This window comes from Lysobacter sp. yr284, assembly GCF_900107375.1.
Taxonomy (GTDB): domain Bacteria; phylum Pseudomonadota; class Gammaproteobacteria; order Xanthomonadales; family Xanthomonadaceae; genus Lysobacter.
This window is the reverse complement of record NZ_FNPT01000015.1, coordinates 12,976-37,836: the sequence shown is the minus strand read 5'-3', so window position 1 is coordinate 37,836 and position 24,861 is coordinate 12,976. Positions and strand designations below refer to the sequence as shown.

Below are 24,861 nucleotides of genomic sequence, written 5' to 3'. Positions count from 1 at the left end.
GCGGCCCTATCATTCGCCGATGCCGTCGACTTCAACCCAGAACCCGTTGCCCGAACCGGAGTCGCAGTGGATCGCGAGCGAGCGCGGCCGCCTGTTCGCGCAGCGCTGGCCGGGGCGCGACGCGGCCGCCGCGCCGATCGTGCTGCTGCACGATTCGCTCGGCTGCATCGCGCTGTGGCGCGAGTTTCCCGCGCGCCTGGCCGAGGCCAGCGGGCGCGAGGTGATCGCCTACGACCGTCTCGGCTTCGGCCGCTCCGATCCGCATCCGGGCGCGCCCGGCGCCGACTTCGTGACCGGCGAAGCCGCCGGCGGCTTGCGCGCCGTGTGCGATGCGCTGCGGTTGCAGCGGTTCGTCCTGTTCGGCCACAGCGTCGGCGGCGGCATGGCGGTGGCCGGCGCGGCGCTGCATCGTTCGCGCTGCAGCGGCCTGATCGCCGAGTCGGCGCAGGCCTTCGTCGAAGACCGCACCCGCGCCGGCATCCTCGCCGCGCGCGCGGCGTTCGCCCGGCCGGGACAGATGGAGCGCCTGCGCAAGTACCATGGCGACAAGGCGCCGTGGGTGTTGCATGCGTGGATCGACACCTGGCTCGACGACGGCTTCGCCGGCTGGAACCTGGACGCGCCCTTGGCCCGGGTGGCCTGCCCGGCCCTGGTCGTGCACGGCGACGGCGACGAATTCGGCAGCGCGCGCCATCCCGAGCGCATCGCCGCGGGCGTGGCCGGGCCGGCGACGCTGCGCCTGCTCGCCGATTGCGGCCACGTGCCGCATCGCGAGCGCGGCGACGAGGTGCTGGGCATCGTCGCGGCCTGGCTCGAATCGAGCGGGGCCTGATCGCGCGACGTCGTGCATCGCGGCGTCGCCGATCGCGCCGGCACTGTGTTTTTTTACAGGCGCAGCGCCGATTTGCGACGGCGATTGGCAATTGCCCCGCTTTTGCGCCGCAACAGCGGTGCTAGCCTGCGCCCTGCCCGGTCCTGGGCCTCTAAGGAGAGAGAAATGACCCGCAAGACCAAGTTGATGGCGCTGTGCGCGTTCGCGTTCGGCCTGAGCTTCGCCGCCTCGTCCGCGATCGCCGCGTGCAACGTGAGCTGCTTCAACACCTGCAAGACCAATGCGATCAACCGCTGCATCGCCAACGGCGGCACGCAGGAGGATTGCAACATGGACACCACGTATTACCAGTGCTATCGCAACTGCGGCTGCATCATTCCCTGATCGCCGCGCGCGTGGCAACGGCGCCCCGTCCGCGAGGACGGGGCGTTCGTTTTTTGCGGCCGGACGTTCGCGCGCGGATCGCCGGCGCGGCGTCGCATCGGGCGCGATCCGCCGCCGCCGGCACCCGCGCGCGGGTGACAAAGCACCGCGGATCGTCGGAGTATGGGGGCCACGCTCCGTCGAGACCGCCCGATGAACGCCGAACGTCCCATCGCCGTCCGCGCCGCGCTGCGCCCGCGCGCGCCGCTGCTGTTCGCCGCCGCGCTGGCGCTGGCCGCCGGCGCCTGCGCGCAGAACGCGCCGCGCCCGGATCTGGCCGGCAAGGGCCGCTGCCACGCCGACGGGCTCGGCTGGGCGGTCGGCCAGACCCTCGACGAAGCCACCGGCCGGCGCCTGTTCAAGGACAGCGGCGCCGGGCTGTGGCGGGTGGTCGCGCCGGACAATACCTTCGGCCGCGACCGCCGCGAGGACCGTCTCAACGTCCGCGTCGACCAGGCCCAGCGCATCCTCGCCGTCGATTGCGGCTGAACCGGCGGCCGCCGCCGGCCGGGTAGGGAGGCCCGGCGGCGCCGCGTTGTTACTTAGACCAGGGTCGCCCACGCGCGGCCCGACGACCGGGCCGGCCGCCGCAGGGGGCGACGGCGGCGCACCGGGCCCGCGGCGCCGCGCGCGTCGCGACCAACGCAAGGAGTCCGACGACGCATGACCATGCTGTGCCGGGGAAAGCAGTGGGCCGTGAAGGCGTTTGCGGTGGCGATGCTGTGCGGCGGCCTGGCCGCGCCGGCGCAGGCCGAGGTGACCATCGCCGGCACCCGCGTGATCTATCCCGCGCAGCAGCGCGAAGTCGCGGTCAAGCTCAACAACGTCGGCGCACGCCCGGCGCTGGTGCAGGTGTGGGTCGACGATGGCGACCCCAAGCAGTCGCCGGACGCGAGCAAGGCGCCGTTCCTGGTGTCGCCGCCGGTGGTGCGGATCGAGCCGGGCAAGGGCCAGGCGCTGCGCCTGGTGTACGGCCCGACCGCGACCGGCGCGGCCGCGGCGCAGGAGCGCGAGTCGGTGTACTGGCTCAACGTGCTGGAGATCCCGCCCAGCGTGGACCCGGCCGAACTCGACCAGAACCACCTGCAGGTCGCCTTCCGCACCCGCATCAAGGTGTTCCTGCGCCCGCAGGGGCTGCCCGGCGATCCCGAGGCGGCGGCGCGCGCGCTGCGCTGGCGCGTGGTCCGCGCCGGCGAGGCCGGCTGGGCGCTGGAGTGCAGCAATCCCGGCGCCTTCCATGTGTCCTTCGGCCGCGTCGCCGTCAGCCTGGGCGGGCGCGAGTACCGCTTCGACAACGCCGGCATGCTGGCCCCGGGCGCGAGCCTGCGCCTGGACCTGGCGCAACTGCCGGCGGCGCCGGCGGCCGGCGCCGCGGTCGCGTATTCGATCATCAACGACTACGGCGGACGCACCGAACTACAGGGGCAGACCGGGGAGTAGCCGCGCCATGGCGCGCATCGTTTCCCCGCCCGCCGCCGCGACGCCGGCCGCGCCCAGGACGCCGAGCGCATGTGCGTGGCGCGGCGGGCTGTGCCTGGGCATCGCCTTCGCCGGCGCCGTGCACGCGGCCCAGCCGCAGCCCGCGCCGCAGGCGCCGCCCGCATCGGCGCCATCGCAGCCGGCGACGCAGCCCGCGCCGTCGGCGCCCGCGCCACCGGCTTCGCCGGCCGCAGCGCCCGCATCGGCGCAGCCTCCGGCCCAGCCCGCGGCCGCGGCCGAATCCGGATTCGACCTGCGCTACCTGTCCGGCAGCGCGCGCCAGGCCGACCTGTCGCGCTTCGCCCGCGCCGGCGAAGTGGCGCCGGGCCGCTATCGCCTGGACGTGCGGGTCAACGGCGCGTTCGCGGTGCGCGAGGAGGTCGAGTTCCGCAGCGCGCAGCCCGACGCGCCCGCGCAGCCCTGCCTGGGCGGGCCGCTGCTGCGCCGGCTCGGCGTCGACCTGCCGGCGGCGGCGGACGAGCCCGAATGCATCGACCTGGCCGGGCGCATCCAGCACGCCGCGGTCCAGGTCGACTTCTCCGAACTGGCGCTGGACCTCAGCGTGCCGCAGGCGGCGCTGCGCCGCAGCGCGCGCGGCGCGGTCGCGCCGGAGCTGTGGCAGAGCGGCGAGAACGCGCTGGTGCTGGGCTACAGCTACAGCGCCAGCCGCCTGCGCGGCGACGACGGCGACTACGAAAGCAATTACCTCGGCGTGGAGCTGGGCGCCAACCTCGGCCGCTGGCAGTACCACCAGCGCGGCTCGCTGAGCTGGGCCGACGGCGAATCGCGGCGCTGGGACACCCAGGCGGCCTATGTCGAACGCGCGCTGCCGGCGTGGTCGGGGCGGCTGCAGCTGGGCCGGGCGACCGCGGGCGATCCGACCCTGGGCGTGTACGGCTTCCGCGGCGCGCGCCTGGTCAAGGACGAGCGCATGGTGCCCGACTCGCTGCGCGGCTACGCGCCGGTGGTGCGCGGCACCGCCTACAGCAACGCGGTGGTCGAGATCCGCCAGCGCGGCAGCCTGCTGTACCGCGCCAACATCGCGCCCGGCCCGTTCGAGATCGACGACCTGTACGCGGCCAGCAACGGCGGCGACTTGGAGGTCGCGGTGATCGAGGCCGACGGCCGCGTCGCCCAGTTCCGCGTCGCCAACGCCTCCAACCCGCAGCTGCGCCGGGCCGGCAGCCTGGGCTACGAATTCGTGCTCGGCCAGGTCGACGAGACCGCGCTGTCGCAGCGTCCCGGGGTGGCCCAGGCCAGCGCCCAGTACGGCTTCTCCAACGTCTTCACCGGCTATGCCGGCGGCCTGGTCAGTCGCGGCTATCGCTCGGCGGTGCTCGGCGCGGCCTGGAACACCGACTGGGGCGCGTTCTCGCTCGACGCCAATCCGGTGCGCATCGACGGCCTGGGCTCGGCGCTGCGCTGGCGCGGCGGCTACAACCGCCGTTTCGACTTCGGCCTGGTGGTCGCGGCGAGCGCCTCGGTCTATGCCGACGGCACCCACCTGGACCTGTATGGCGCGCTGCGCCGGCGCGAACAGCCGCTCTCCGGCGTGGCCCCGCGCAGCCTGCGCGACAGCGGCCAGCTGTCGCTGAGCTGGCCGCTGGGCGCGCGCACCTCGCTGTACCTGAGCGGCTCGCGTCTGAGCTACCGCGACGGCGCCAGCAGCGGTAACTACCAGGCCGGCGTGCGCGGGCAGTGGCGCAACCTCGGCATCGTCTTCACCGCGGCGCGGGTGGACGACGCCAGCGGCCGCCGCGACGACCAATACTTCCTCGGCCTGACCCTGCCGCTGGGCCGCGCCGCGACCGCCGCGGCCTCGCTGGAGCGCAGCGAGCGCGGCACCGACACCCGCCTGGGCGTCAGCGGCAGCCTCGGCCAGGAAGACGTGTTCGGCTACGGCGTCAGCGTCGCCGACGGCGCCGGCGGCGACCGCACCGGCGCGGCCAACGCGCTGTACCGCGCGCCGCAGGCGACCCTGAACGCGTCCTACGGCTGGGGCCGCGGCTACCGCCAGTACGGCTGGGGCGTGGACGGCGTGGCGGTGCTGCACGGCGACGGGCTGACCCTGGGGCCGCAGTACGGCGAGACCCTGGCCCTGGTCGAGGCCGACGGCGCCCAGGGCGCGCGCCTGCTGAACCAGGGCGGCGCGCGGGTCGACCGGCGCGGCTACGCGCTGGCGCCGTACCTGATCCCGTACGCGCGCAACACGGTCGAGATCGACCCGCTCAGCGCGCGCGCCCAGGTCGAGATCGCCGGCACCGCGCAGACCGTGGTACCACTGGCGGGCGCGGTGGTGCGGGTGGAATATCCGACCCAGAGCGGCCGCGGCGCGATCCTGAGCGTGCGCGACGAAACCGGCGCGGCGCTGCCGTTCGCCGCCGAGGTGCTCGACGAATCCGGCCGCAGCGTCGGCGCGGTGGCCCAGGCCAGCCGCATCTACGCGACCGGCCTGGCCGAACGCGGCCGCCTGTACGTGCGCTGGGGCGCGCAGGGCGGGCGCCGCTGCGCGATCGACTATGTCCTTCCCGCGCCCACCCGCCAAAGCGAGAACGCCTATGCGCTGGTCGAAGCCGTCTGTCACCGCGACGATGCGCGCTGAACGCGCCGGCCGTCGCCTCCCCGACGCCGCGGCCGCGGCCGCCGCCGCCTGCGCGCTGCTCGCCGCCGGCGCCGCCGGCGCCCAGTGCGCGGCGCCGGCCGAACGCGCCATCGCCATCGACGCCTCGATCGTAGTGCCGCGCGACCGCCCCGCCGGCAGCGTGCTGTATGCAGCCGACTACCCGTTGCCCGCGCCGGCGCCGGGCTGCGCCGAGGCGGCCCAGGACGGCGGCTGGCGCTATGCGCAGACGCCGCACCCGAGCCAGGCCGAGGACATCTACCGCACCGGCGTGGCCGCGGTCGGCGTGCGCCTGTCGATCGACGGCCGGCCGCTGCCGGCGGCCGAGTTCGCGGCGGTGGCGATGAGCCCGTCCACGCGCGGTACGCTGCGTCTGGAACTGATCAAGCTCGACGCCGGCAGCGGCGGCGGCGCGATCCGCGGCGCCGACCTGCCGACCCTGGTGTACCGCGGCGGCGTCGGCGCCGAAGTCGGCGCCGGCGACGCGATCGCCGCGCGGGTGAACTTCACCGGCGCGATCGCGGTGCGCGCGGCCACCTGCAACACCCCGAGCGTGCGCGTCGCGCTCGCGCCGATCGCGCCGCAGGCGCTGGCCCGGCCTGGTGCCAGCGCCGGCGCCAAGGACTTCGACCTGCGCCTGGACGACTGCCCGGCGGGGCTTTCGCGGATCAGCTACCGGCTCGACCCGCTCGCCGGCGCCGACGCCGCGACCTCGGCGCTGGCGCTGGACCCCGGCGCCAGCGCGCGCGGCGTGGCGGTGCAGATCCGCGACCGCGACGGCCGCCCGGTCGAGTTCGGCAGCAGCCACGAACTGCAGGCCGGCCACCTCGGCGACGGCGGCAGCTTCCGCATCCCGCTGCAGGCCGCGTACTACCGCAGCGACGCGCAGCCGCCGCAGCCCGGCACGGTCTCGGCCTCGCTGACGTTCACGCTCAGCTACGAGTGAGGGCGGTGGGAGCCGGCTGCGCGAGCGACGCGAGTCGCGGGTGCGGGGTTGCGCCTGCGATGGGCGTTCGGCGCAGTCGTAGCGGCGCGGTCGCGGCTCGCGCCGCTCCTACAAGGGGCTCCGGACGGTTCGTTTGCGACTGTAGGAGCGACGCGAGTCGCGACTGCGGGGTTGCGGCTGCGACGAAGCTTTCGGCGTAGTCATAGTGGCGCGGTCGCGGCTTGCGCCGCTCCTACAAGGGGCTTCGGGTGGTTCGTTTGCGACTGTAGGAGCGACGCGAGTCGCGACCGCGGGGCCGCAACCGCCACGCAACCTTCAACGCAGCCGCAAGGCCGCTCGCGCCGTTGCGATCAGGAGCACGCGCGGCGCCGCTTCGCCGATACGGTGCAGCATCGATGATCTGAACTCGAATCGACCTCTCAATTCCACACTTTGTGTGTGGGGTAATACAGGAAGTGCGCGTTTCATGTGATAGCGAGTGAATCCACGCCGCCCGATCGAACTCCTCCGATCTTCGGGCTGCGTGAACGGTTCGCCGCCGCGACGGTCGCTTGCGGGTTCGCCAGATTCCATCCGCACTGCGTGCCGCGCGTACTTGGCCATGCGATGTCCGCACGGTTCGTCGCATTCGATTCCTGCACTAGGGGACGTCATGAAGACCGCTTCCATCGCCGTACTCGCCCTCGCGTTCGCCCTGCCCGCGTCCGCGTTGGCTGCAGACGGCACGCTCCGCTTCGAAGGTTCGGTGATCGCGCCGACCTGCACGCTCACCAACGGGCCGACGCCGGCCGACATCCGGGTCAAGCTGCCGACGGTCGCGGTGTCGGCGCTGTCGGCCGCCGGCCAGACCGCCGGCCGCACCCCGTTCTTCATCCGCGTCGCCGATTGCGACGCCGCCACCGCCCAGGTCCAGACCTACTTCGAGCCGGGCCCGACCATCAACACCAGCAGCAACAACCTGACCCTGCAAGGCGGCACCGGCAACGCCGGCAACGTCGAGCTGCAGCTGCTCAACGCCGACCACAGCCAGGTGCTGCTCGGCAATCCGCTGGGGCTGCAGAACACCCAGTCGGTCGCGGTGGAAAGCGGCGGCGCCGCGCTGCGCTACTACGCGCAGTACGTGGCCACCGGCGCGGCTTCGGCCGGCGCGGCCAACAGCAGCGTCACCTTCACGATGATCTACCAGTAAGCCCCACCCCCAACGTGCGTACGGCCCGCAGCGGCCGGAGCCCTCGCTCCGGCCGCCACGGGCGCGGCATGTCCGACGAACGCGAGTTCGACCCAACCAAGGAGTCGGCGGTATGCGACAGCATCTGAGCAAGAGGACGGTACTGAGCCTGGCCATCGCGGCCATGGCCTGCGGCGGCGCCGCGCAGGCGCAGCAGGGAGACCCGCTGTACCGCTATCAGTGGCACCTGATGAACTACGGCCAGAGCGTGCTCGGCGACACCAAGCCGGCGGTCGGCATCGACCTGGGCATCGACGACCTGCACGACTTCAACATCCGCGGCCGCAACGTCGTGGTCGGCGTGGTCGACGAAGGCATGCAGATCGCCCATCCCGACCTCGCCGCGAACGTGGTTGCCGACGGCTCGCGCAACTTCAACACCGGCGGGCCGATCCACGATCCCAGCCCGACCCAGGCCGGCGAAGGCCACGGCACCGCGGTCGGCGGCATCATCGGCGCGGTCGGCTGGAACGGCATCGGCGTGCGCGGCGTGGCGCCGGCGGCGCGGCTGAAGGGCTTCAACTTCCTGTCGCCGCGCGCCGGCGGCAGCCAGGCCGACAACATCGTCTACTCGTGGTGGGACGGCGCCGAAGCCAAGGACGTGGCGGTCTCCAACAACAGCTGGGGCGCCGCGCCGCTGCTGCCGCCGGCGTTCTCCGAGAACGAAGTGGGCGCGTTCGAGAAGCCGATGGCGGCCACCCGCGGCGGCCTCGGCGCGGTCTACGTCAAGGCCGCCGGCAACCACTACAACCAGCATCCGGTGTTCTTCGGCCTGTTCAACGCCTGCACCGCCGAGACCCGCGCGGCCAACGTCGGCTGCACCCAGGCCGGCTTCGACCCGCGCAACAACCTGTTCAACGTGATGACCATCGCCGCGGTCAACGCCGCCGGCAAGCGCTCGAACTACTCCAGCCCGGGCTCGGCGCTGTGGGTGGCGGGCCTGGGCGGCGAGTACGGCCACCAGAAGCCGTATTCCACCGCCGTCAATCCGCTGAACTTCGATCCGGCCATCGTCACCACCGACGTCAGCGGCTGCGTCAACGGCTACAACAGCGACGCCGCCGACGCGCGCCTCAACGCGCTCGATTCCAGCCAGTCGGCCATCGACAACACCTGCAACTACACCGGCCGCATGAACGGCACCTCGGCGGCGACGCCGACCGTGGCCGGCGTCAGCGCGCTGGTGCTGCAGGCGAACCCGAAGCTGAGCTACCGCGACGTGCGCTACATCCTGGCCGCGACCGCGCGCCAGATCGATCCGCAGCAGCCGGTCGTCAAGCACGCCAACGGCACCACGATCGCGCCGGGCTGGACCGCCAACGCCGCCGGCCACCGCTTCAGCAACTGGTACGGCTACGGCCTGGTCGACGCCACCGCCGCGGTCGAGCGGGCGATGGCGTTCAAGCCGCTGCCGGCGCTGGTCGACAGCGGTTGGACCCGCGCCACGGTGGCCGCGCCGGTCGCGATCGGCGGCGCGAGCGCGCCGGCCAAGCTGCAGATCCGCATCGATCGCGCCATCGCCAAGGTCGAAGGCGTGCAGTTGGGCCTGGAGACGACCTACCCGATCACCGCCGGTTTCCTGTCCACCGCGCCCTCGCCGCTGCTGGTGACCCTGACCTCGCCCAGCGGCACCAAGAGCTACGTGGTGCCGGCGATGACCGGCGTCGGCGCGACCACCGCCTTCACCATTCCCTTCATCGCCAGCAACGCCTTCCTCGACGAGAAGGGCGAAGGCACCTGGACCGTGGAAGTGGCCGACGTGCCGCTGGCCGCGGACGCGGCCTCGAAGGGCAATCTCACTGGATTCAAGATCCGCGTGCTGGGGCACTGATATGAAGACCATTCCCGTGTTGTGCGTTTCCCTGCTCGGCATGGTCCTGGCGACCGCCGCGCAGGCCCAGTCCGGCGCCGCCGAATCGCTGCGCCAGGCCGCCAACGGCGCCGCGTTCAAGGTCGGCGACACCCAGTTCCGGCTGGCCCCGTCGGCGACGGTGACCGCCGCCGACGCCTCGGCCGATCCGGCCCAGGCGGTGGTCGCGGGCAAGTACGCGCTCGCCCTCGGCGCCGCGCCGGCCGCGGCCAAGCGCGGCCTCGCCGCGGCCCCGGCCAAGCTGGCCGCGGCGGTGTCGCAAAGCGGCGAGCCGGTGGTGGTGACCTCCTCGGTCAACGTCTACTTCGACCAGCCCGCGGTGCTGGCCGAAGCGGTGCGCAGCAGCGGCGGCCGGCTGACCTATGCCTCCGCCGTCGGCGGCAAGGGCACGATCGAGTTCGATTCGGTCCAGCAGGCGCTGGACGCGGCGGCGAAGCTGCAGGGCGTGGCCGGGGTCAAGGAAGCCAGCCCGAAGATCGAGCAGCTGGAAAACATGGTGCTGTGATCCGGCGGCGGCCGCGCGCACGACCGCGCGCGGCCGTCGGCGACGATTGAACCAGGGCGCGGCCTCGAACCAGCGCGGCGCGCGAGTACGACCTGCGGTACGCACGATCCCCGGGCCGGCGGCGCCGCAATGCGCCGCGCGGCCTTCCTCTATCCCGGCGGAGTGGCAGACATGCGGCAAACGATCTTGAGAACGAGCGCGCTCGCGGTGGCGCTGTTGGGCGCAACCGCCGCCCAGGCGCAGAACGACCCGCTGTACCGCTACCAGTGGCACCTGATGAACTACGGCCAGGCGGTGCTCGGCGACACCCGCCCCGCGTTCGGCATCGACATGGGCATCGACGACCTGCACGACTACAACATCCGCGGCCGCGGCGTGGTGGTGTCGGTGGTCGACCAGGGCGTGGAGATCGCCCACCCCGACCTGGCCGCCAACGTCGTGCCCAACGGCTCGTGGAACTTCAACGACAACTCGCACGACCCCACCCCGGTCAGCGGCGGTTCCTCGCACGGCACCATGGTCGCCGGCATCGTCGCGGCGGTCGGCTGGAACGGCCTCGGCGGCCGCGGCGTGGCGCCGTCGGCGCGGCTCAAGAGCTTCAACTACCTCGACGCCGCCAGCACCACCGCGCAGCTGCAGTACGCCTGGTGGGACGGCGCCGAGTCCAAGGACGTGTCGGTGGTCAACAACAGCTTCGGCTCCACCGCCGTGACCATCCCGGCGTTCTCGGAAAACGAAGTGCAGGCCTACGAAGGCCCGATGTCGGCCACCCGCAACGGCCTGGGCGCGATCTACGTCAAGTCCGCCGGCAACGACTTCATCGCCGACTGCCCCAAGGCGGTGGTCGACGCCAACGTCGGCTGCAAGCAGACCGGCCTGGACCGCCGCAACAACATGTTCAACGTGATGACCATCGCCGCGGTCAACGCCGCCGGCAAGCGCTCGAGCTATTCCTCCGCGGGCGCGGCACTGTGGGTGTCGGGCCTGGGCGGCGAGTACGGGCGCCAGGTCGCGTACTCGCCGGGTTATGCGGCGGTGTCGTACAACCCGGCCATCGTCACCACCGACCTGTCGGGCTGCGCGCGCGGCAGCAACGTCAACGGCAACGTGCGCAACGCGCTGTCCACCGACGCCTCGACCCTCGACAACACCTGCAACTACGTCGGCACCATGAACGGCACCTCGGCCGCGGCGCCGACCGTGGCCGGCGTCGCCGCGCTGATGCTGCAGGCCAACGCCAGGCTGAGCTTCCGCGACGTGCGCTACATCCTGGCCACCACCGCGCGCCAACTCGAACCGAACCAGCCGGCGGCGGTGCACGCCAACGGCACGGTGCTGGTCCCGGGCTGGACCCGCAACGCGGCCGGCCGTTCCTTCAGCAACTGGTACGGCTACGGCCTGGTCGATGCCGCGCTCGCGGTCGAGGTCGCCGGCAAGTTCAAGCCGCTGCCGCGCCTGGTCGACAGCGGCTGGCAGCGGATCGCGCCGACCGACGCGGTCGCCATCGGCGGCGCCGGCGCGCCGGCCAGGTTGCAGATCGCCATCGGCAACGACATCCGCAAGATCGAGACCGTGCAACTGGGCTGGGCCAGCAACTACGCCCACGCCAGCAGCACTGTGCCGTTCCCGGTGCAGGTCACCCTAGTCTCGCCCAGCGGCACCCGCAGCACCGTGTTCCCGGCGATGACCCGGCTCAACACCGCCGCGTTCAAGGCCGACTTCTTCGCCAGCAACGCCTTCCTCGACGAACCGGGGCAGGGCACCTGGACGCTGGAAGTCGCCGACGTGCCGCTGGCCGACGGCGCCGCCTCCAAGGGCGCCCTGGCCTCCTTCAAAATCCGCGTCCTGGGGCACTGAGCATGAAAATCGCGATCCTTGTGGGCCCGCTCCTCTTCGCCGCCGCGGCCGGCGCGCACGCGCAGGCGCCCGACGCCGCGCGCGAGGCGCTGCGGCAGGCCGCCACCGGCGATGCCTTCCGCATCGGCTATACCCAGTTCCGCCTCGCCCCCGACGGCGTGGTCGGCGCGGCGGCCGCGTCGGCCGGCAGCCAGGCCGTGCGCGTGGGCGACTACGCCGTGAAGCTGCAGCCGGCCGCCGCGCGCAGCGCCCGCGCCGTCGCCGCCAAGCCGCGCCTGGTCGCGGCGGTCGGCGACGACGGCAAGGCGGTGGTGGTGACCTCCACCCTCAACGTCTACCACCGCGATCCGGCCGCGTTGCAGGCGGCGGTGCGCGCCAGCGGCGGCACCCTGGTGTATTCCTCCGCCGCCGGCGGCAACGGCCGGATCGCGTTCGATTCGGTCGATGCGGCGATGAAGGCGATGGCCAAGATCCAGGCCATCGCCGGAATCAAGGAAGTCGCGCCGGAGATCATCGAGGGCACCGACGCGCCGACCTGAGCCGACGCGTCTGCCGTCTTCGCCGCAACCACGACCCGGCCGGCGCCTCGCGCGCCGGCCGGGTCGTTGCGTTTGCGGCGCGCGATTGTGCGAACGCACATCGCCGAACGTGCGTGCTTTATTCCGTGCCGATGCCACGCCAATCGCGGCATCGAAGGTAAACGATGCAATCGGGTAACAGTTCGCCCGACGCTGCGATCGAATGTGACGAACGGTGTAGGGGGTATGTGGAGAAAATACGTTGTAGTTAATGAGGGATGGTGAGCGAACTGCCAAATCCATCGCAGTTCGTGAACAGTTCATCGCTAAGGTCGGCGGGCTCGGATCTGCGGTTCGGATCCAGCGGGGGCGTATCCAACGGGATGCAGTCCAGAGGGACGCGATCCACAGGATCGGATCCAGGTGCCGCGTCACGCCGGTGCACATCGCAACGCGACATCAGATCTAGGGGACGAAATGAAGACCGCTTCGATCGCCGTACTCGCTCTCGCTCTTGCTGCGCCCGTTTCCGCCTATGCCGTCGACGGCACCATCCACATCGAAGGCTCGGTGATCGCGCCGACCTGCGTGCTCACCAACGGCCCCAGCCCGGCCGACATCCGCGTGCGCCTGCCCGCGGTCGCGGTGTCCTCGTTGTCGGCCGCCGGCGAAGTCTCCGGCCGCACGCCCTTCATCATCCGCGTCGCCGACTGCGACGCCAGCACCACCCAGGTCCAGACGTTCTTCGAGCCGGGCCCGACCATCAACACCAGCAGCAACAACCTGACCCTGGAAGGCGGCACCGGCAACGCCGGCAACGTCGAGCTGCAGCTGCTCAACGCCGACTTCTCGCAGGTGCTGCTCGGCAACCCGCTGGGCCTGCAGAACAGCCAGCAGGTCTCGGTCGATACCGGCGGCGCCGCGCTGCGCTACTACGCGCAGTACTTCGCCACCGGCGCCGCTACCGCCGGCGCGGCGAACAGCAGCGTCACCTTCACCATGATCTACCAGTAAGTCCACCCCATCCCCGTGCATGCGGCCCGCACCCGCCGGCGCGCCAGCGCTCCGGCGGCGCTGCGGGCCGCATGTCCGACGACCCACAAGGAGTTGGCGGTATGCGACAGCTTTCCGGCAAAAGGACGATCCTCAGCGTAGCGACCCTTCTGGCCCTGTCCGCAGGCGCGGCGCAGGCGCAGCAAGGCGATCCGCTGTATCGCTATCAGTGGCACCTGATGAACTACGGCCAGGCGGTGATCGGCGACACCCGCCCGGTCTCCGGCGTCGACATCGGCATCGACGACCTGCACGACTACAACATCCGCGGCAAGGGCGTGGTGGTCGGCGTGCTCGACCAGGGCGCGGAAATCGCCCATCCCGACCTAGCCGCGAACTTCGTGCCCAACGGTTCGTGGAACTTCAACAACAACAGCCACGACCCGACTCCGTCGGCGGCCCAGGGCGGCAACGCCCACGGCACCGCGGTGACCGGCATCATCGGCGCGGTCGGCTGGAACGGCATCGGCGTGCGCGGCGTGGCCCCGAGCGCGCGGCTGAAGAGCTTCAACTTCCTCGACGCCGGCGGTACCTCGGCGCAGATCCGCTACGCGTGGTGGGACGGTCCGGAATCCAAGGACGTGGCCGTGTCCAACAACAGCTGGGGCGACACCACCCCGCTGTTCCTGACCAGCGTCTCCGAGAACGAACTGGCGGCGTGGGAAAACCCGATGTCGGCCACCCGCGGCGGCCTCGGCACGGTCTACGTCAAGGCGGCCGGCAACGGCTTCAACACCGTAAACACCTACTGCCCGGCTTCCAGCGGCCGCGTCGGCTGCAGCCAGTCGGTGTTCGTGGAAGAGTCCAACTACTTCAACGTCATCACCGTCGCCGCGGTCAACGCCGCCGGCAAGCGCTCCAGCTACTCCACCCCCGGCGCCTCGCTGTGGGTCTCGGGCCTGGGCGGCGAGTACGGCTGGGAGCGCGCGACCGTCGCCGCCCAGGTGACCCCGGCGCAGCTGGCGACGCGTCCGGCGGTGTCGTTCGATCCGGCGATCATGACCACCGACCTGTCGGGCTGCGTGCGCGGCTACAACACCAACCGGGTCACCCCGGCGGTGTTCTGGTCCGACTTCGACCTCAACCGCCTGGAGTCGAACCAGTCCACGATCGACAACACCTGCAACTACGCCGCGACCATGAACGGCACCTCGGCGGCGTCGCCGACCGTGACCGGCGTGGTCGCGCTGATGCTGCAGGCCAATCCGAAGCTGAGCTACCGCGACGTCAAGTACATCCTCGCCACCACCGCGCGCAAGGTCGATCCGACCCAGGCCGCGGTGACCGACGCCAACGGCACGGTGCTGTCGGCGGGCTGGACCACCAACGCCGCCGGCCGCGCCTACAGCAACTGGTACGGCTACGGCCTGGTCGACGCGACCGCGGCGGTGACCCGCGCGACCGGCTTCAAGTCGATCGGCGCGCTGGTCGACAGCGGCTGGCAGCGCGTGAACCTGGAAACCCCGCAACCGATCGGCAACGCCGCGGCGCCGGCGCGCGCCAGCGTCAACCTCGCCGCCGCCGCGGGCCGCATCGAAGCGGTGCAGATCGGCCTGGCTTCGGATTACCCGGTCGGCAGCACCCTGCCGCTGAAGTCCACCCCGCTGGTCGTCACCCTGGTCTCGCCCAGCGGCACCCGCGCGATCGTGGTGCCCGCCGGCTCGGTGCCGGTCGGCGCGACGATGACCTTCGACCTGGCCGCGGTCAACGCCTTCCTCGACGAGTCCGGCAGCGGCAACTGGACGGTCGAAGTGGCCGACACCAGCCTGGCCGCCGGCACCGACGCCAAGGGCAAACTCTCCTCGTTCAAGATCCGCGTCCTGGGGCACTGAGCATGAAAAATCATTCCCTTTCGATCTGCGCGGGCGTGCTGGCCATGGCGATGGCGCCGGCGGCACTGGCCCAGGTCTCCGCCTCCAAGGCCGAACTGGCCCAGGCCGCGGTCGGCGACAGTTTCACCATCGGCCACACCCAGTACCGCATCGCGCCGTCGGCGGTGGTCACCCGTCCGGCCGAAGTCAGCACCGATGCCGGCCGCGAGATGATCGCCGGCGACTACGTGGTCGCGGTACCGGCGGCCGCCTCGGCCAGCGCGCGCAGCGCCCGCTCGCTCAGCAGCGGCGGCGAGAACCTCGGCGCGGCGGTGTCCGAGTCCGGCGAGACGGTGGTCGTCGCGCCCGAGCTCAACGTCTACTTCACCCATCCGGGCGTGGTCGACCAGTTGGTCAAGCAGACCGGCGGCACGCTGCTGTACTCCTCGGCGGTCGGCGGCAACGCGACCATCGGCTACGCCTCGGTGAGCCAGGCGATGCAGGCGCGTCAGCTGATCCAGGGCCAGGCCGGCGTGAAGGAAGTCAATCCGCGCCTGGTCGAGCAGCGTCGGGTTCCGTGGTGATTGCGTTGCGGCGCCGGGCCCGCCCGGCGCCGCATCGATGACGCAGATGCGCGCGGGGCCGCTGGCGGCCCCGCATTCCCCGGTCCGCTGCGGCTTCTTGTCGCAGCGCCGGTCCGCGGTTCGCGGCCCCATGGCGGGTGCGAACGCGCCGCGGGATCGGCGAGGACCGCCCCCATCGCAGGCGACCCGCAGCGAGCGCTGCGGCGTGCGACGGCAACGCGCCGGCGCCGGCGCAGGCGTGCGGCCCGGCTTCGCCGATCCGCCGCCGAAACCGCGACGGCCGACGCCGTCCGTGCACGGAACAAGGATTCCAACGACTGGCAGGAGCTGGGCCATGGAGCACGACCCGACGCCGCGCGACGACGCGGCCACCGGCACGGCGGCGGCGAACGCGCGGCGCCAGGCCATCGCGCTGGACGACCGCGAGTGGGAGGCGTTCAAGCGCGCGCTCGGCGAACCGGCGCTGGTGCGCGCCGGCAGCGAGCGCGACGACCGCCGCTTCGTCGACGCCGCGCTGTCGGTGATGACCGGCCATTGCTACTGGACCGACCTGCCGGCGCAGGACTACGGCAACTGGGTGTCCAACTACCGCCGCAACCGCCGCTGGATGGCGCGCGGCGTGTGGCAGCGGGCGGTGCGCAGCGGCGCCCTGCCCGAGGTCTGGGCGCAGCGCATCGCCGAATACGCGCAACGCCAGGACCAGCAGCGGGTGCGCCGCAGCTCGCGCAAACGCCAGCGCCTGCTCATGCAGGAATGAACGCACAGGAGTGAACGCGCGCGTCGGCGGCCGCAGCGTCGCGGCGCGACGCGCAGCCAGGAGGGAAGCATGCAAACCGAAATCAGGCGGGACCGGATCGGCCACGGCCGCGAAGACGCGCGCGGACGCGCCCGTTTCGTGCAACTCAGCGACAGCGAATGGCCATTGCTGGAACAGGTGGTGCGCCAGGTCATCGCCCTGGAGGATTCGCGCCGGCCCGATACGCGCCGCTTCGTCGATGCCGCGCTGTCGGTGATGGTCGGCCAATGCGCCTGGACCCAGCTGCCCGAGGACCAGTTCGGCGACTGGCGGGTCTGCTACAACCGCAACGAACGCTGGATCGAGCGCGGCGTGTGGACCGTGCTGGCCAACAGCGGGGTGATGCTCGACGCGTGGTCGGCGCGCGTGGTCGCCTACGCCGAACGGCGCGTGCGCGAGAAGCGCTTCCGCGCCAAGCGCCAACGCCGCGGCGACTAGCCGTCGCCGCAGCGAGGCCGGCGCGCCTTGGCGCGCAGGCTGCGCGACGCCGGTCGCTGCCGCCGGGCCGACATCGCCGCCTGGCGCGGGCCGGGCGAGATCGCCACCGTCGCGGCACGCGATAATCCGTCGCCGCGGCGAAACGCTGCGGCAGGGCGCGTGGGATAGTATCGGCGCGACCCAGGACAGCGACCCGGCCGACGCGCGTCGCCGCGTCGCGGCACGGAGCGATCATGGCGATACTCGGCAACGATGCCTACGAGTGGTACCTGTACCAGGCCAGGCAGCCCTGCGTGTTGGCGAGCGCGCGCGGCCAGCGCGGCGTGCTGGCCAAGGACGCCGCGTTCGGCGTGCGCGGCGCGAGTTCCGACAAGCGCGCGCGCCGCCTGATCCTCAAGGAACTGGGGCCGCGAACGGTGTTCTCGCTGCCGCAGGCGCAGGCCGATGCGCTGCTGAAGAAAAGCCGGCCCCTGGACGCCGACGCGCTGCGGCCGGAGCCGAAGGCCACGCGCCTGGCCGCACGCCTGGCGCGCGCCGATCCCAAGCAGTTCTGGTCCGTCGTCGCCGCCCTGAACTGGCCGAAATACGGCCTCGACCCCGCGTACCTGGCGATCGCGCGCGCGGCCCTGCGCGAACGGCTGCGCGCATCGGAGCTGACGCGGCTGGAGAAGGCTGCGGCCCGGCACCGGCGCGCGCTGCAAAAAGCGGTGGAGCGCCTGGAGAAACAGGCCGACGAGCAATTGTTCCTCGGCGGCGACGACAGTTTCTACGACGCCCTGGCGCATGCCGTGTCCAGCGGGCAGCGCGCGTTCGACGCGTTCGTGCGCAAGCCGGAGTCGTTCGTGAAGAAGTACAACCGCGCGCCGATCGAGGGCGAGAACTTCGAATCCTGCTTCCTGTAGCGCAGCCGACGAACAGGTGATGCCGCGCGCACCGCGTCGTGCATCGCAGCGCCGATCCGGCGCCGACGCGATAGGGCGCGCAGGAAAAGTCCGACCGGGTTTGCAGTTCGCAAGCGGGATCAACACAGGTTTCATGATTTACTGGTGCGCGAAGCTGGCCAAAGGCTGCATCTCGGAAGACTGACCGCCCCCCAAGCCAAGCCGCCGCGTGCGGCCCGGCTTGCGGCGTAGCGATTCGCGGCTGCGGCCGCGGGGCCTTTCGCCGCGCACTGCACGCCCGCTGCGCGGGACGGATCGGGAGACACCAGATGCTCGGATTCCTGCTCATCGCATCGACGCTCGCCGGCGGCTTCGGCCAGGAACCGCCGGCGGACGCGAGCGCCGCGCGCCCGGCGATCGCCTACAAGATCCTGACCCGGTCGGAACGGCAGACGCTCGAAACGAGCGGGCGCTTCGAAGGTTCGGCCAAGGACCTCGAAGACGGATTCGTCCACCTTTCCAGCGAAACCCAGCTGACCCGGACCGCCGACCTGCACTTCGCCGGCAACCACGACCTTTTCGTCGCGGCCGTGGACCTGCGCGCTGCCGGCGCCGACCTGCGCTGGGAAGTCTCGCCGCGCAGCGGGCTGGTGTTTCCGCATCTGTACGGCGTGTTGGACAAAGCCCTGGTGATGGGCATCGCGCCGCTGCGCCGGGACGACGAAGGGCGCGTCGTCTTGCCCGCGCAGCTCAAGGCGCCTGCTGCAGCGTCGCCGCGATCCGGCCGCGGTCCTGATTGAGCCACGCTCGCCGATCCAGAGTGTGTTCGCTGTTCATCGGCGTCGCGATCGCGAGCGGGTTTTGTGTTCGCGATCATGTATTCGCGCGCATTCAGCGATAAGCGCGAGTTTTCGATGATGCGATGCGGCGTGCGCGCGCGCTGCCGGGTGCGCATGTTGTGATTCCGGCACTCGGCCGGACACAAGGAGAAACCGGTGATGCGCGCGAAGACCCTGTTGCTTGCATTGACCCTGGCGGGCGTGACCAGCATCGCATCCGCGGCGGGCGGAAAATTGCCGCCTCCCGGCTGGGCCTATACCTACTACCAGGACGGACAAGTCGTCGGCCACGCCGTGCACAACCAATGCACGGGGCAAATCACGGTCACCGGCATCGTGACCAGCGACTACACCGGCGGGCAGACCGTGAGCTGCTGACGCGTACCGAGCATCCTCCGCGGCGGCGGCTTTGGCTGCCGTCGCGGATCGGTGGATAAGGCGTCGCAGCCCGAAAAGGCCATCGTGTCGCAAGGCCGATGCGTGCACCGCGCGCGTCGATGCTTACGCACCCAGCGGTGAGCGAGCGATACCGATCGCCTGCGAAAAAATACGCAAAAACAGCCACGACAACGCAACCCAGCCGGCCTCCCCCATACCCGCGGCGTTTGGTTTGCTGACCGGTCCAACCCGCCGCCCGGATAGGGGTTCGGCGACCGCCACGCGTTCTACAAAGGACCGATCAGTCCACCCACCCCGTGCATGCGGCCCGCATCGGCCGGAGCGAGCGCTTCGGTCGCGACGGGCGCGGCATGCCCGGCGAAACCCAAGGAGTCGGCGGCATGCGACAGCTATTCGGCAAGAGAACGATCCTCAGCGTAGCGACCCTGGTGGCCCTGTCGGCCGGGGCCGCGCAGGCGCAGCAAAGCGATCCGCTGTATCGCTATCAATGGCATCTGATGAACTACGGCCAGGCCGTGCTCGGCGACACCAAGCCGACGTTCGCGGTCGACCTGGGCATCGACGATCTGCACGACTACAACATCCGCGGCAAGGGCGTCGTCGTCGGCGTGCTCGACGAAGGCGTGGACATCCACCATGCCGACCTCGCCGCCAACGTGGTGCCCAACGGCTCCAAGAACTTCGATCCGGGCCGCCCCGAACACGACCCGACGCCGACGACGCCCGACTACGGCCACGGCACCTCGGTCGCCGGCATCATCGCCGCGGTGGGCTGGAACGGCATCGGCGTGCGCGGCGTCGCACCGAGCGCGCGGCTCAAGAGCTTCAACGGCTTCGGCGATGTTTCCACCTCGCTGAGCGAAGACAAGATCTTCTACGCGTGGTGGAACGGCGCCGAAGCGCAGGACGTCGACATCTCCAGCAACAGCTGGGGCGTGGGCAGCGGATCGCCGCAGACCTTCTCCGAGAGCCAGGTCGACGCCTACGAGAAGCCGATGGCGGCCGCGCGCAACGGTCGCGGCCGCGTCTACGTCAAGGCCGCCGGCAACAACAACCTGCAGCGCGATAGCTTCTTCGGCCGGATCAAGTGCGCCCAGGCGATCCTCGACGCCAATGTCGGCTGCGTGCAGACCGGCCTGGACCCGCGCAACAACCTGTTCGGCGTCATGACCATCGCCTCGGTGGACGCGACCGGCAAGCGCGCGGTGTACTCGTCCGCCGGCTCGGCGCTGTGGGTGTCCGGCCTGGGCGGAGAGTTCGGCGGCGAGCGCGCCGTACTCAGCGAAGCGACCCGGACGCGGCTGGCGGAGACGTTCGGCGATGCGGCCATCGTCAGCCCCGCGATCGTCACCACCGATCCTTCCGGCTGCGCGATGGGCTACAACCGCGAAGACGCCGAAGCGTTCAACCGGCTCGACCATGCCGCCTCGGCCATCGACGCGAGCTGCGACTACAACGGCACCATGAGCGGCACCTCGGCGGCGGCGCCGACGGTCTCCGGCGTGGCCGCGCTGGTGCTGCAGGCCAATCCCAAGCTCGGCGCGCGCGAGGTCAAGTACATCCTGGCCACCACCGCGCGCCAGGTGGACAAGGATCAGCCCGACGTCAAGCATGCCAACGGGACGTTGCTGGTGCCGGGTTGGCGCAAGAACGCCGCGGGCCATTTCTTCAGCAATTGGTACGGCTTCGGCCTGGTGGATGCGACCGCCGCGGTCGAACTCGCCGGCCGCTTCAAGTCGCTGCCGGCGCTGGTCGACAGCGGCTGGCAGCGCGTCGCGCCGGCGCAGGCCGTCGCCATCGGCGGCGCCGGCGCGCCGGCCAAGCTGCAGATCGCGATCGACCGCGACATCGGCAAGATAGAAGGCGTGCAGCTGGGCCTTGCGACGAACTATTCGAGTTCCTCGAACACGCCGTTCCCGTTGCAGATCGTGCTGGTCTCGCCCAAGGGCACCCGCAGCACCATCGTGCCGGCGATGACCAGCGTCAGCAGCTCCGCGTTCAAGCTCGACTTCGCCGCGTCCAACGCGTTCCTGGACGAGCCGGCCAAGGGCACCTGGACGCTGGAGATCGCCGACGTGCCGCTGGCCGCGAACGCCGCCGCCAAGGGCAAGCTCAATTCCTTCAAGATCCGCGTCCTGGGGCACTGACCGATGAAAACCAACGTACTCCTCGTTCCGATCCTGCTGGCGGCGGCGGGCATCGCCGGCGCGCAGTCCGGCGACAGCGCCCGGCGCGAACTGCAGCAGGCCGCGACCGGCGACAGCTTCAGCATCGGCGACACCCGCTTCACGCTCGCGCCGATGGCGCAGGTCAGCACGCTCAAGACCGCGCAGGCGGCCGATGCCCAGCAGGTGCAGGTCGGCAAGTACCAGATCAAGCTGCAGTCCGGCGCGGCCAAATCCGCGAGCAAGGCCGTCGCCCCGGCCAAGCAGAAGATGGCGGCGGCGATCGCCGACACCGGCAAGCCGGTGGTGGTGACCTCCACCCTGAACGTCTACGTCGCCGACGCTTCGGCGCTCGGCGCGGCCGTACGCGCGAGCGGCGGCAAGCTGACCTACGCCTCCAAGGTCGGCGGCAACGGCCGGATCGAGTTCGGCTCGGTGCAGGACGCGATGAGCGCGATGCGCAAGATCCAGGCGCTGGCTGGGGTGAAGGAAGCGAGCCCGGCGATCATCGAAGAGGAAAACGTCCTCTACTGAGCGTCGGTTCTTGCGCAAGCACGAGCCGCCGGCCGGAATCCGTTCCGGCCGGCGGTTCTGCGCGGGCGCGCATTGCCTGGCGCACGGCGTTGGCTCTGCGGCCCGTAGCGGATGTTCGTACGCGCAACAGCGACGCCGCCCGCCTCACTCGCCTATCGCCGACCCTCGAACCGGATCCGCGCCCGGCGCCGGCGCCTTCGCGCGGCCACTGAGCGCCCAGTCGCGCAGCCGCAGAAACGGCTGCTCCACCCCGTAATGCAACACCGCCGCCGCAGCCAAGGCGGCGAGGCCGTAGACGGCGAAAGCGACGAGGCTGTGGCCTGCCAGCTGATCGCCGACGGACTCGTCCACCACATGGAACACGCCCTTGTGCACCAGGTACAGGCTGTACGAGGTGGCGGCCAACCAACCGATGCCGGGGATCGACCAGCGACCGATCCAGCTGGCGCGGGTGGCGCCGGCGAAGACCAGCAACGCGAAACCGGCCGACAGCACCGGCCAGCCGATCGCGTTGGCGAGCAAGCCGGTGCGCTCGCGGAACAGCCACATGGCCACGGCCACCACGCCCAGCCCCGCGAGCAGGGCGCCGTTGGCGTAGGCCTGGGCGCGCCGCCACCATTGCGCGCGGAAGATCTTCAGGCTGGCCAGCACCACGCCGGCCAACAAGCCGTCGAGCCGGTTCCAGGTCGGGAAATAGATGTCCTCGGCGAACCAGCTGCGCGCCGACTCGCCCACCGGGCCTTCGGTTTCGACATCGTGCAGCCAGACCCCGGCGCGCAGCGCGATGCCGCCGAGCACCACGCTCGCGCAGATGGCCACGAACGCCGCCGTCGAAGACCTGCGCATCAGCCACCACGCCAACAGCGGGAACACCAGATAGAAATGTTCCTCGACGCACAGCGACCACGCGTGCGAGAACGCCTGGTTCTGGCGGTAGTCGATCAGCAGATTGAGGGTGAAGCTCAGGAACTTCCACGCCGACTCCAGCCCCGGCGATTCGCGGAACCCCGGCACCAGCAGATACACCGCCAGCACCGCCAGGAACGCCGGCAGGATGCGGAACGCGCGACGCAGGTAGAACCCGCCGAACGACAACCGCTCGCCGCGCGCGAGCGGCGCCAGCACCTGCGAACCGATCAGGAAACCGCTCAGCACGAAGAACAGGTCGACGCCCATCCAGCCGTAATGGCATAGCCATGTCAGGCCCTCGTCGGGTCCCTCGTTGAGGAAGGAGTGGAACAGCATGACCCACGCCACGGCGGCCGCCCGCAACAAGTCGAGGCCGGGAAGCCGGTGGGCCTCGGCGGCCGACGGCGGGGTTTGCAGGCGTCCTGCAGCGACGGGCATGTCTGCCACGGAGCGTCCTCGCGATGGATCGGGTCCGTATTGTATTCACAGATGGAGCGCGAGGACCGATCGATGCGCGGCGTGTGCGATAGAGGACGCGCCGGTCACGGACGACTAACGCCGTTGGCGTTAACTCTTGTGACCCCTGCGCGGCCGCGATGGCTGCGCTACGACGGAGGTCAGAATGTCGCGCACGAACAAGGCCGTCCTCGAAGCGGCGAACGAAGCGATCCGCGCTTTGGACATCGAAGCGTTCCTGGCCTTCTGCACGGACGATATCGTGTGGACGGCGATGGGCGAGCAAAGCCTGCACGGCAAGGCGGCGGTCCGTGGCTGGATGAAAAAGAACTACATCGAAGCGCCGCGTTTCACCGTTACCGAACTGATCGGCGAAAACGACATGGTGGCGGCCTTGGGCGTTATCGACGCTGCCGACGACCAGGGCCGACCGGTCCGTCACGATTATTGCGATGTCTGGCGTTTCCGCGACGGCAAGATGGCGGAGTTGAGAGCCTTCGTGGTGGTTTCCGCTCAGCGGTGATCGGCGCGGCTTGGCGCGATCGGGTTGCAGCCGGCGAACATGCGCTCAGCCGCACGACGCCGAGCGGGCAGAAGGCGAGCGAGAACAGACGCGCGCCTCTGCCTTGGCGCACGCAGGCATTGATTCGGCAACTGTGCCTCGTATGCGCGCACGACCGGGACCGAACGCTACGAGCGACCGTTGAGGACGCGCCGCTCGATGAATCCGCGCCGATATTCGCTGCGTGCGACAGCACACTCTGAGATTGAACGCTTCAGCTTCGGCAGCCGCCTCGGTTCGGTGCAACGACGGATGTCTTCGCGCCGGTCGCGCGATGTTAAAAACTTTTCGCGTCTCCGCGACGCGCTCCACATGCGCGCTGGCCGAATCTTCGCCACGTGCGGACAGTTTCGATCCGCTTGGAGCGAACCAATGACGAGCAACAAAGAACCACGCGATCTGAATCGCGATCCCATCACCGGTACGCCGGGCGCTCATCCCGTCGGCGTAGGCGTCGGCGGCTTGGGCGGCGCCGCGGCGGGCATGGTTTTAGGCGCGTTGGGCGGGCCGATCGGAATGTTGATCGGCGGCGGCATCGGCGCGATCGCCGGTGCCTCCGCCGGCAAGGGCGTGGCCGAGAAAATCGATCCGACCGGCGAAGCCGGCTATTGGCGCGAGGAGTACAGCCGGCGCCCGTACTACGATCCCAAGTACGACTACGACCGCGACTACGGCCCTGCCTACGCCTATGGCGCGGCGGCGCGCTCGAACCTGCGCGACCGCGCGTGGGACCACAGCACCGAAGCCGAGCTCGAGCGCGATTGGGCCCAGGCGCGCGGGCAGTCCCAGCTGGAATGGAGCGACGCGCGCGCGGCGGTGCACGATTCGTGGGGGCGGGCGGATCGCACCTATCGCACCTACGAGGCCACCGATCGGTATCACCAGTCGCGTTTCGATCAAGCCCCGTATCGCGACGCCGATGCGCAGTACGCGGATTACCAGCCGGCGTATCGCCTGGGCACGCAGGCGCGGCACCAGCACACCGACCGCGAATGGGACGATCGGCTGGAAACCGAACTCGGCCAGCGCTGGAACCACGTCAAGGGCGAGTCGCGACTGGGTTGGGACGAGGCCAAGGGCGCGGCCAAGGATGCGTGGCACAGCGTAGAGCGCGCACTGCCCGGGGACGCGGACAAAGACGGCCGCTGATGCTGGC

At 71.0% G+C, this 24,861-nt stretch carries 24 protein-coding genes; 23 read left to right on the top strand and 1 reads right to left on the bottom strand.

Features of this window, described 5'->3' with window-relative positions; translation table 11 throughout:
- The first annotated feature begins 19 nt into the window (after window positions 1–19).
- From BLV01_RS18605 to BLV01_RS18505, 21 genes are all read left to right on the top strand, one after another.
- A complete protein-coding gene (locus tag BLV01_RS18605) occupies window positions 20–832 on the top strand; it encodes an alpha/beta fold hydrolase (RefSeq protein ID WP_091803315.1) in 813 nt (270 codons plus the stop codon).
- Window positions 833–997: 165 nt separating this feature from the next.
- Window positions 998–1,216 (top strand): hypothetical protein, encoded by a 219-nt coding sequence (locus BLV01_RS18600; protein ID WP_091803312.1) that lies wholly within the window; start codon window positions 998–1,000, stop codon window positions 1,214–1,216.
- A 192-nt stretch (window positions 1,217–1,408) separates the two neighbouring features.
- A complete protein-coding gene (locus tag BLV01_RS18595; RefSeq protein ID WP_091803309.1) occupies window positions 1,409–1,744 on the top strand; it encodes an I78 family peptidase inhibitor in 336 nt (111 codons plus the stop codon).
- Between the two features lie 207 nt (window positions 1,745–1,951).
- Window positions 1,952–2,695 (top strand): fimbrial biogenesis chaperone, encoded by a 744-nt coding sequence (locus tag BLV01_RS18590; RefSeq protein WP_254782688.1) that lies wholly within the window; start codon window positions 1,952–1,954, stop codon window positions 2,693–2,695.
- Window positions 2,696–2,702: 7 nt separating this feature from the next.
- Window positions 2,703–5,336 (top strand): fimbria/pilus outer membrane usher protein, encoded by a 2,634-nt coding sequence (locus tag BLV01_RS18585; protein WP_091803306.1) that lies wholly within the window; start codon window positions 2,703–2,705, stop codon window positions 5,334–5,336.
- Window positions 5,326–6,300, top strand: a complete 975-nt coding sequence (locus BLV01_RS18580) for a fimbrial protein (RefSeq protein WP_091803303.1) — start codon at window positions 5,326–5,328, stop codon at window positions 6,298–6,300. Before BLV01_RS18585 ends, BLV01_RS18580 begins: the two co-directional genes overlap by 11 nt.
- A 652-nt stretch (window positions 6,301–6,952) precedes the next feature.
- Window positions 6,953–7,489: a fimbrial protein gene (locus BLV01_RS18575; RefSeq protein WP_091803300.1), complete on the top strand. Its 537-nt coding sequence runs from the start codon at window positions 6,953–6,955 to the stop codon at window positions 7,487–7,489.
- 112 nt (window positions 7,490–7,601) lie between these two features.
- Window positions 7,602–9,359, top strand: a complete 1,758-nt coding sequence (locus tag BLV01_RS26940; protein WP_091803297.1) for a S8 family serine peptidase — start codon at window positions 7,602–7,604, stop codon at window positions 9,357–9,359.
- A gap of 1 nt (window position 9,360) precedes the next feature.
- The gene (locus BLV01_RS18565) at window positions 9,361–9,903 is read left to right on the top strand and encodes a hypothetical protein (protein WP_091803294.1); all 543 of its coding nucleotides are present in this window, start codon (window positions 9,361–9,363) and stop codon (window positions 9,901–9,903) included.
- A 171-nt stretch (window positions 9,904–10,074) separates the two neighbouring features.
- Window positions 10,075–11,760 (top strand): S8 family serine peptidase, encoded by a 1,686-nt coding sequence (locus BLV01_RS18560; RefSeq protein WP_091803291.1) that lies wholly within the window; start codon window positions 10,075–10,077, stop codon window positions 11,758–11,760.
- A 20-nt stretch (window positions 11,761–11,780) separates the two neighbouring features.
- Entirely contained in the window at window positions 11,781–12,299 is a 519-nt protein-coding gene (locus BLV01_RS18555; protein ID WP_139178855.1) for a hypothetical protein, read from the top strand.
- A 456-nt stretch (window positions 12,300–12,755) separates the two neighbouring features.
- Window positions 12,756–13,292 (top strand): fimbrial protein, encoded by a 537-nt coding sequence (locus tag BLV01_RS18550; protein WP_091803288.1) that lies wholly within the window; start codon window positions 12,756–12,758, stop codon window positions 13,290–13,292.
- Between the two features lie 101 nt (window positions 13,293–13,393).
- Window positions 13,394–15,163, top strand: coding sequence for a S8 family serine peptidase (locus BLV01_RS18545; RefSeq protein WP_091803287.1), 1,770 nt, complete (start codon window positions 13,394–13,396; stop codon window positions 15,161–15,163).
- A gap of 2 nt (window positions 15,164–15,165) precedes the next feature.
- Window positions 15,166–15,726: a hypothetical protein gene (locus BLV01_RS18540; RefSeq protein ID WP_091803286.1), complete on the top strand. Its 561-nt coding sequence runs from the start codon at window positions 15,166–15,168 to the stop codon at window positions 15,724–15,726.
- A gap of 334 nt (window positions 15,727–16,060) precedes the next feature.
- The gene (locus BLV01_RS26395; RefSeq protein WP_175486107.1) at window positions 16,061–16,483 is read left to right on the top strand and encodes a transposase; all 423 of its coding nucleotides are present in this window, start codon (window positions 16,061–16,063) and stop codon (window positions 16,481–16,483) included.
- 69 nt (window positions 16,484–16,552) lie between these two features.
- Entirely contained in the window at window positions 16,553–16,960 is a 408-nt protein-coding gene (locus BLV01_RS18530) for a transposase (RefSeq protein ID WP_091803281.1), read from the top strand.
- A gap of 233 nt (window positions 16,961–17,193) precedes the next feature.
- Window positions 17,194–17,862 carry a hypothetical protein gene (locus tag BLV01_RS18525; protein ID WP_091803279.1) on the top strand — a complete coding sequence of 223 codons (669 nt, stop codon included), beginning with the start codon at window positions 17,194–17,196 and terminating at the stop codon, window positions 17,860–17,862.
- A gap of 308 nt (window positions 17,863–18,170) precedes the next feature.
- Window positions 18,171–18,641 carry a DUF952 domain-containing protein gene (locus BLV01_RS18520; protein WP_091803276.1) on the top strand — a complete coding sequence of 157 codons (471 nt, stop codon included), beginning with the start codon at window positions 18,171–18,173 and terminating at the stop codon, window positions 18,639–18,641.
- 198 nt (window positions 18,642–18,839) lie between these two features.
- Entirely contained in the window at window positions 18,840–19,058 is a 219-nt protein-coding gene (locus tag BLV01_RS18515; RefSeq protein ID WP_091803273.1) for a hypothetical protein, read from the top strand.
- A 401-nt stretch (window positions 19,059–19,459) separates the two neighbouring features.
- Window positions 19,460–21,226 (top strand): S8 family serine peptidase, encoded by a 1,767-nt coding sequence (locus tag BLV01_RS27135; RefSeq protein WP_091803541.1) that lies wholly within the window; start codon window positions 19,460–19,462, stop codon window positions 21,224–21,226.
- Between the two features lie 3 nt (window positions 21,227–21,229).
- The gene (locus BLV01_RS18505) at window positions 21,230–21,778 is read left to right on the top strand and encodes a hypothetical protein (RefSeq protein ID WP_091803271.1); all 549 of its coding nucleotides are present in this window, start codon (window positions 21,230–21,232) and stop codon (window positions 21,776–21,778) included.
- A gap of 144 nt (window positions 21,779–21,922) precedes the next feature.
- On the opposite strand, the gene BLV01_RS18500 is transcribed toward BLV01_RS18505, so the two are convergent.
- Window positions 21,923–23,125 (bottom strand): acyltransferase family protein, encoded by a 1,203-nt coding sequence (locus BLV01_RS18500; RefSeq protein WP_091803267.1) that lies wholly within the window; start codon window positions 23,123–23,125, stop codon window positions 21,923–21,925.
- Window positions 23,126–23,309: 184 nt separating this feature from the next.
- Here BLV01_RS18500 and BLV01_RS18495 point away from each other — a divergent pair, with 184 nt between their 5' ends.
- Together BLV01_RS18495 and BLV01_RS18490 are read left to right on the top strand one after the other, a co-directional pair.
- Window positions 23,310–23,666: a nuclear transport factor 2 family protein gene (locus BLV01_RS18495; RefSeq protein ID WP_091803264.1), complete on the top strand. Its 357-nt coding sequence runs from the start codon at window positions 23,310–23,312 to the stop codon at window positions 23,664–23,666.
- Window positions 23,667–24,077: 411 nt separating this feature from the next.
- Window positions 24,078–24,854 carry a hypothetical protein gene (locus BLV01_RS18490; RefSeq protein WP_091803262.1) on the top strand — a complete coding sequence of 259 codons (777 nt, stop codon included), beginning with the start codon at window positions 24,078–24,080 and terminating at the stop codon, window positions 24,852–24,854.
- Window positions 24,855–24,861: the final 7 nt, after the last annotated feature.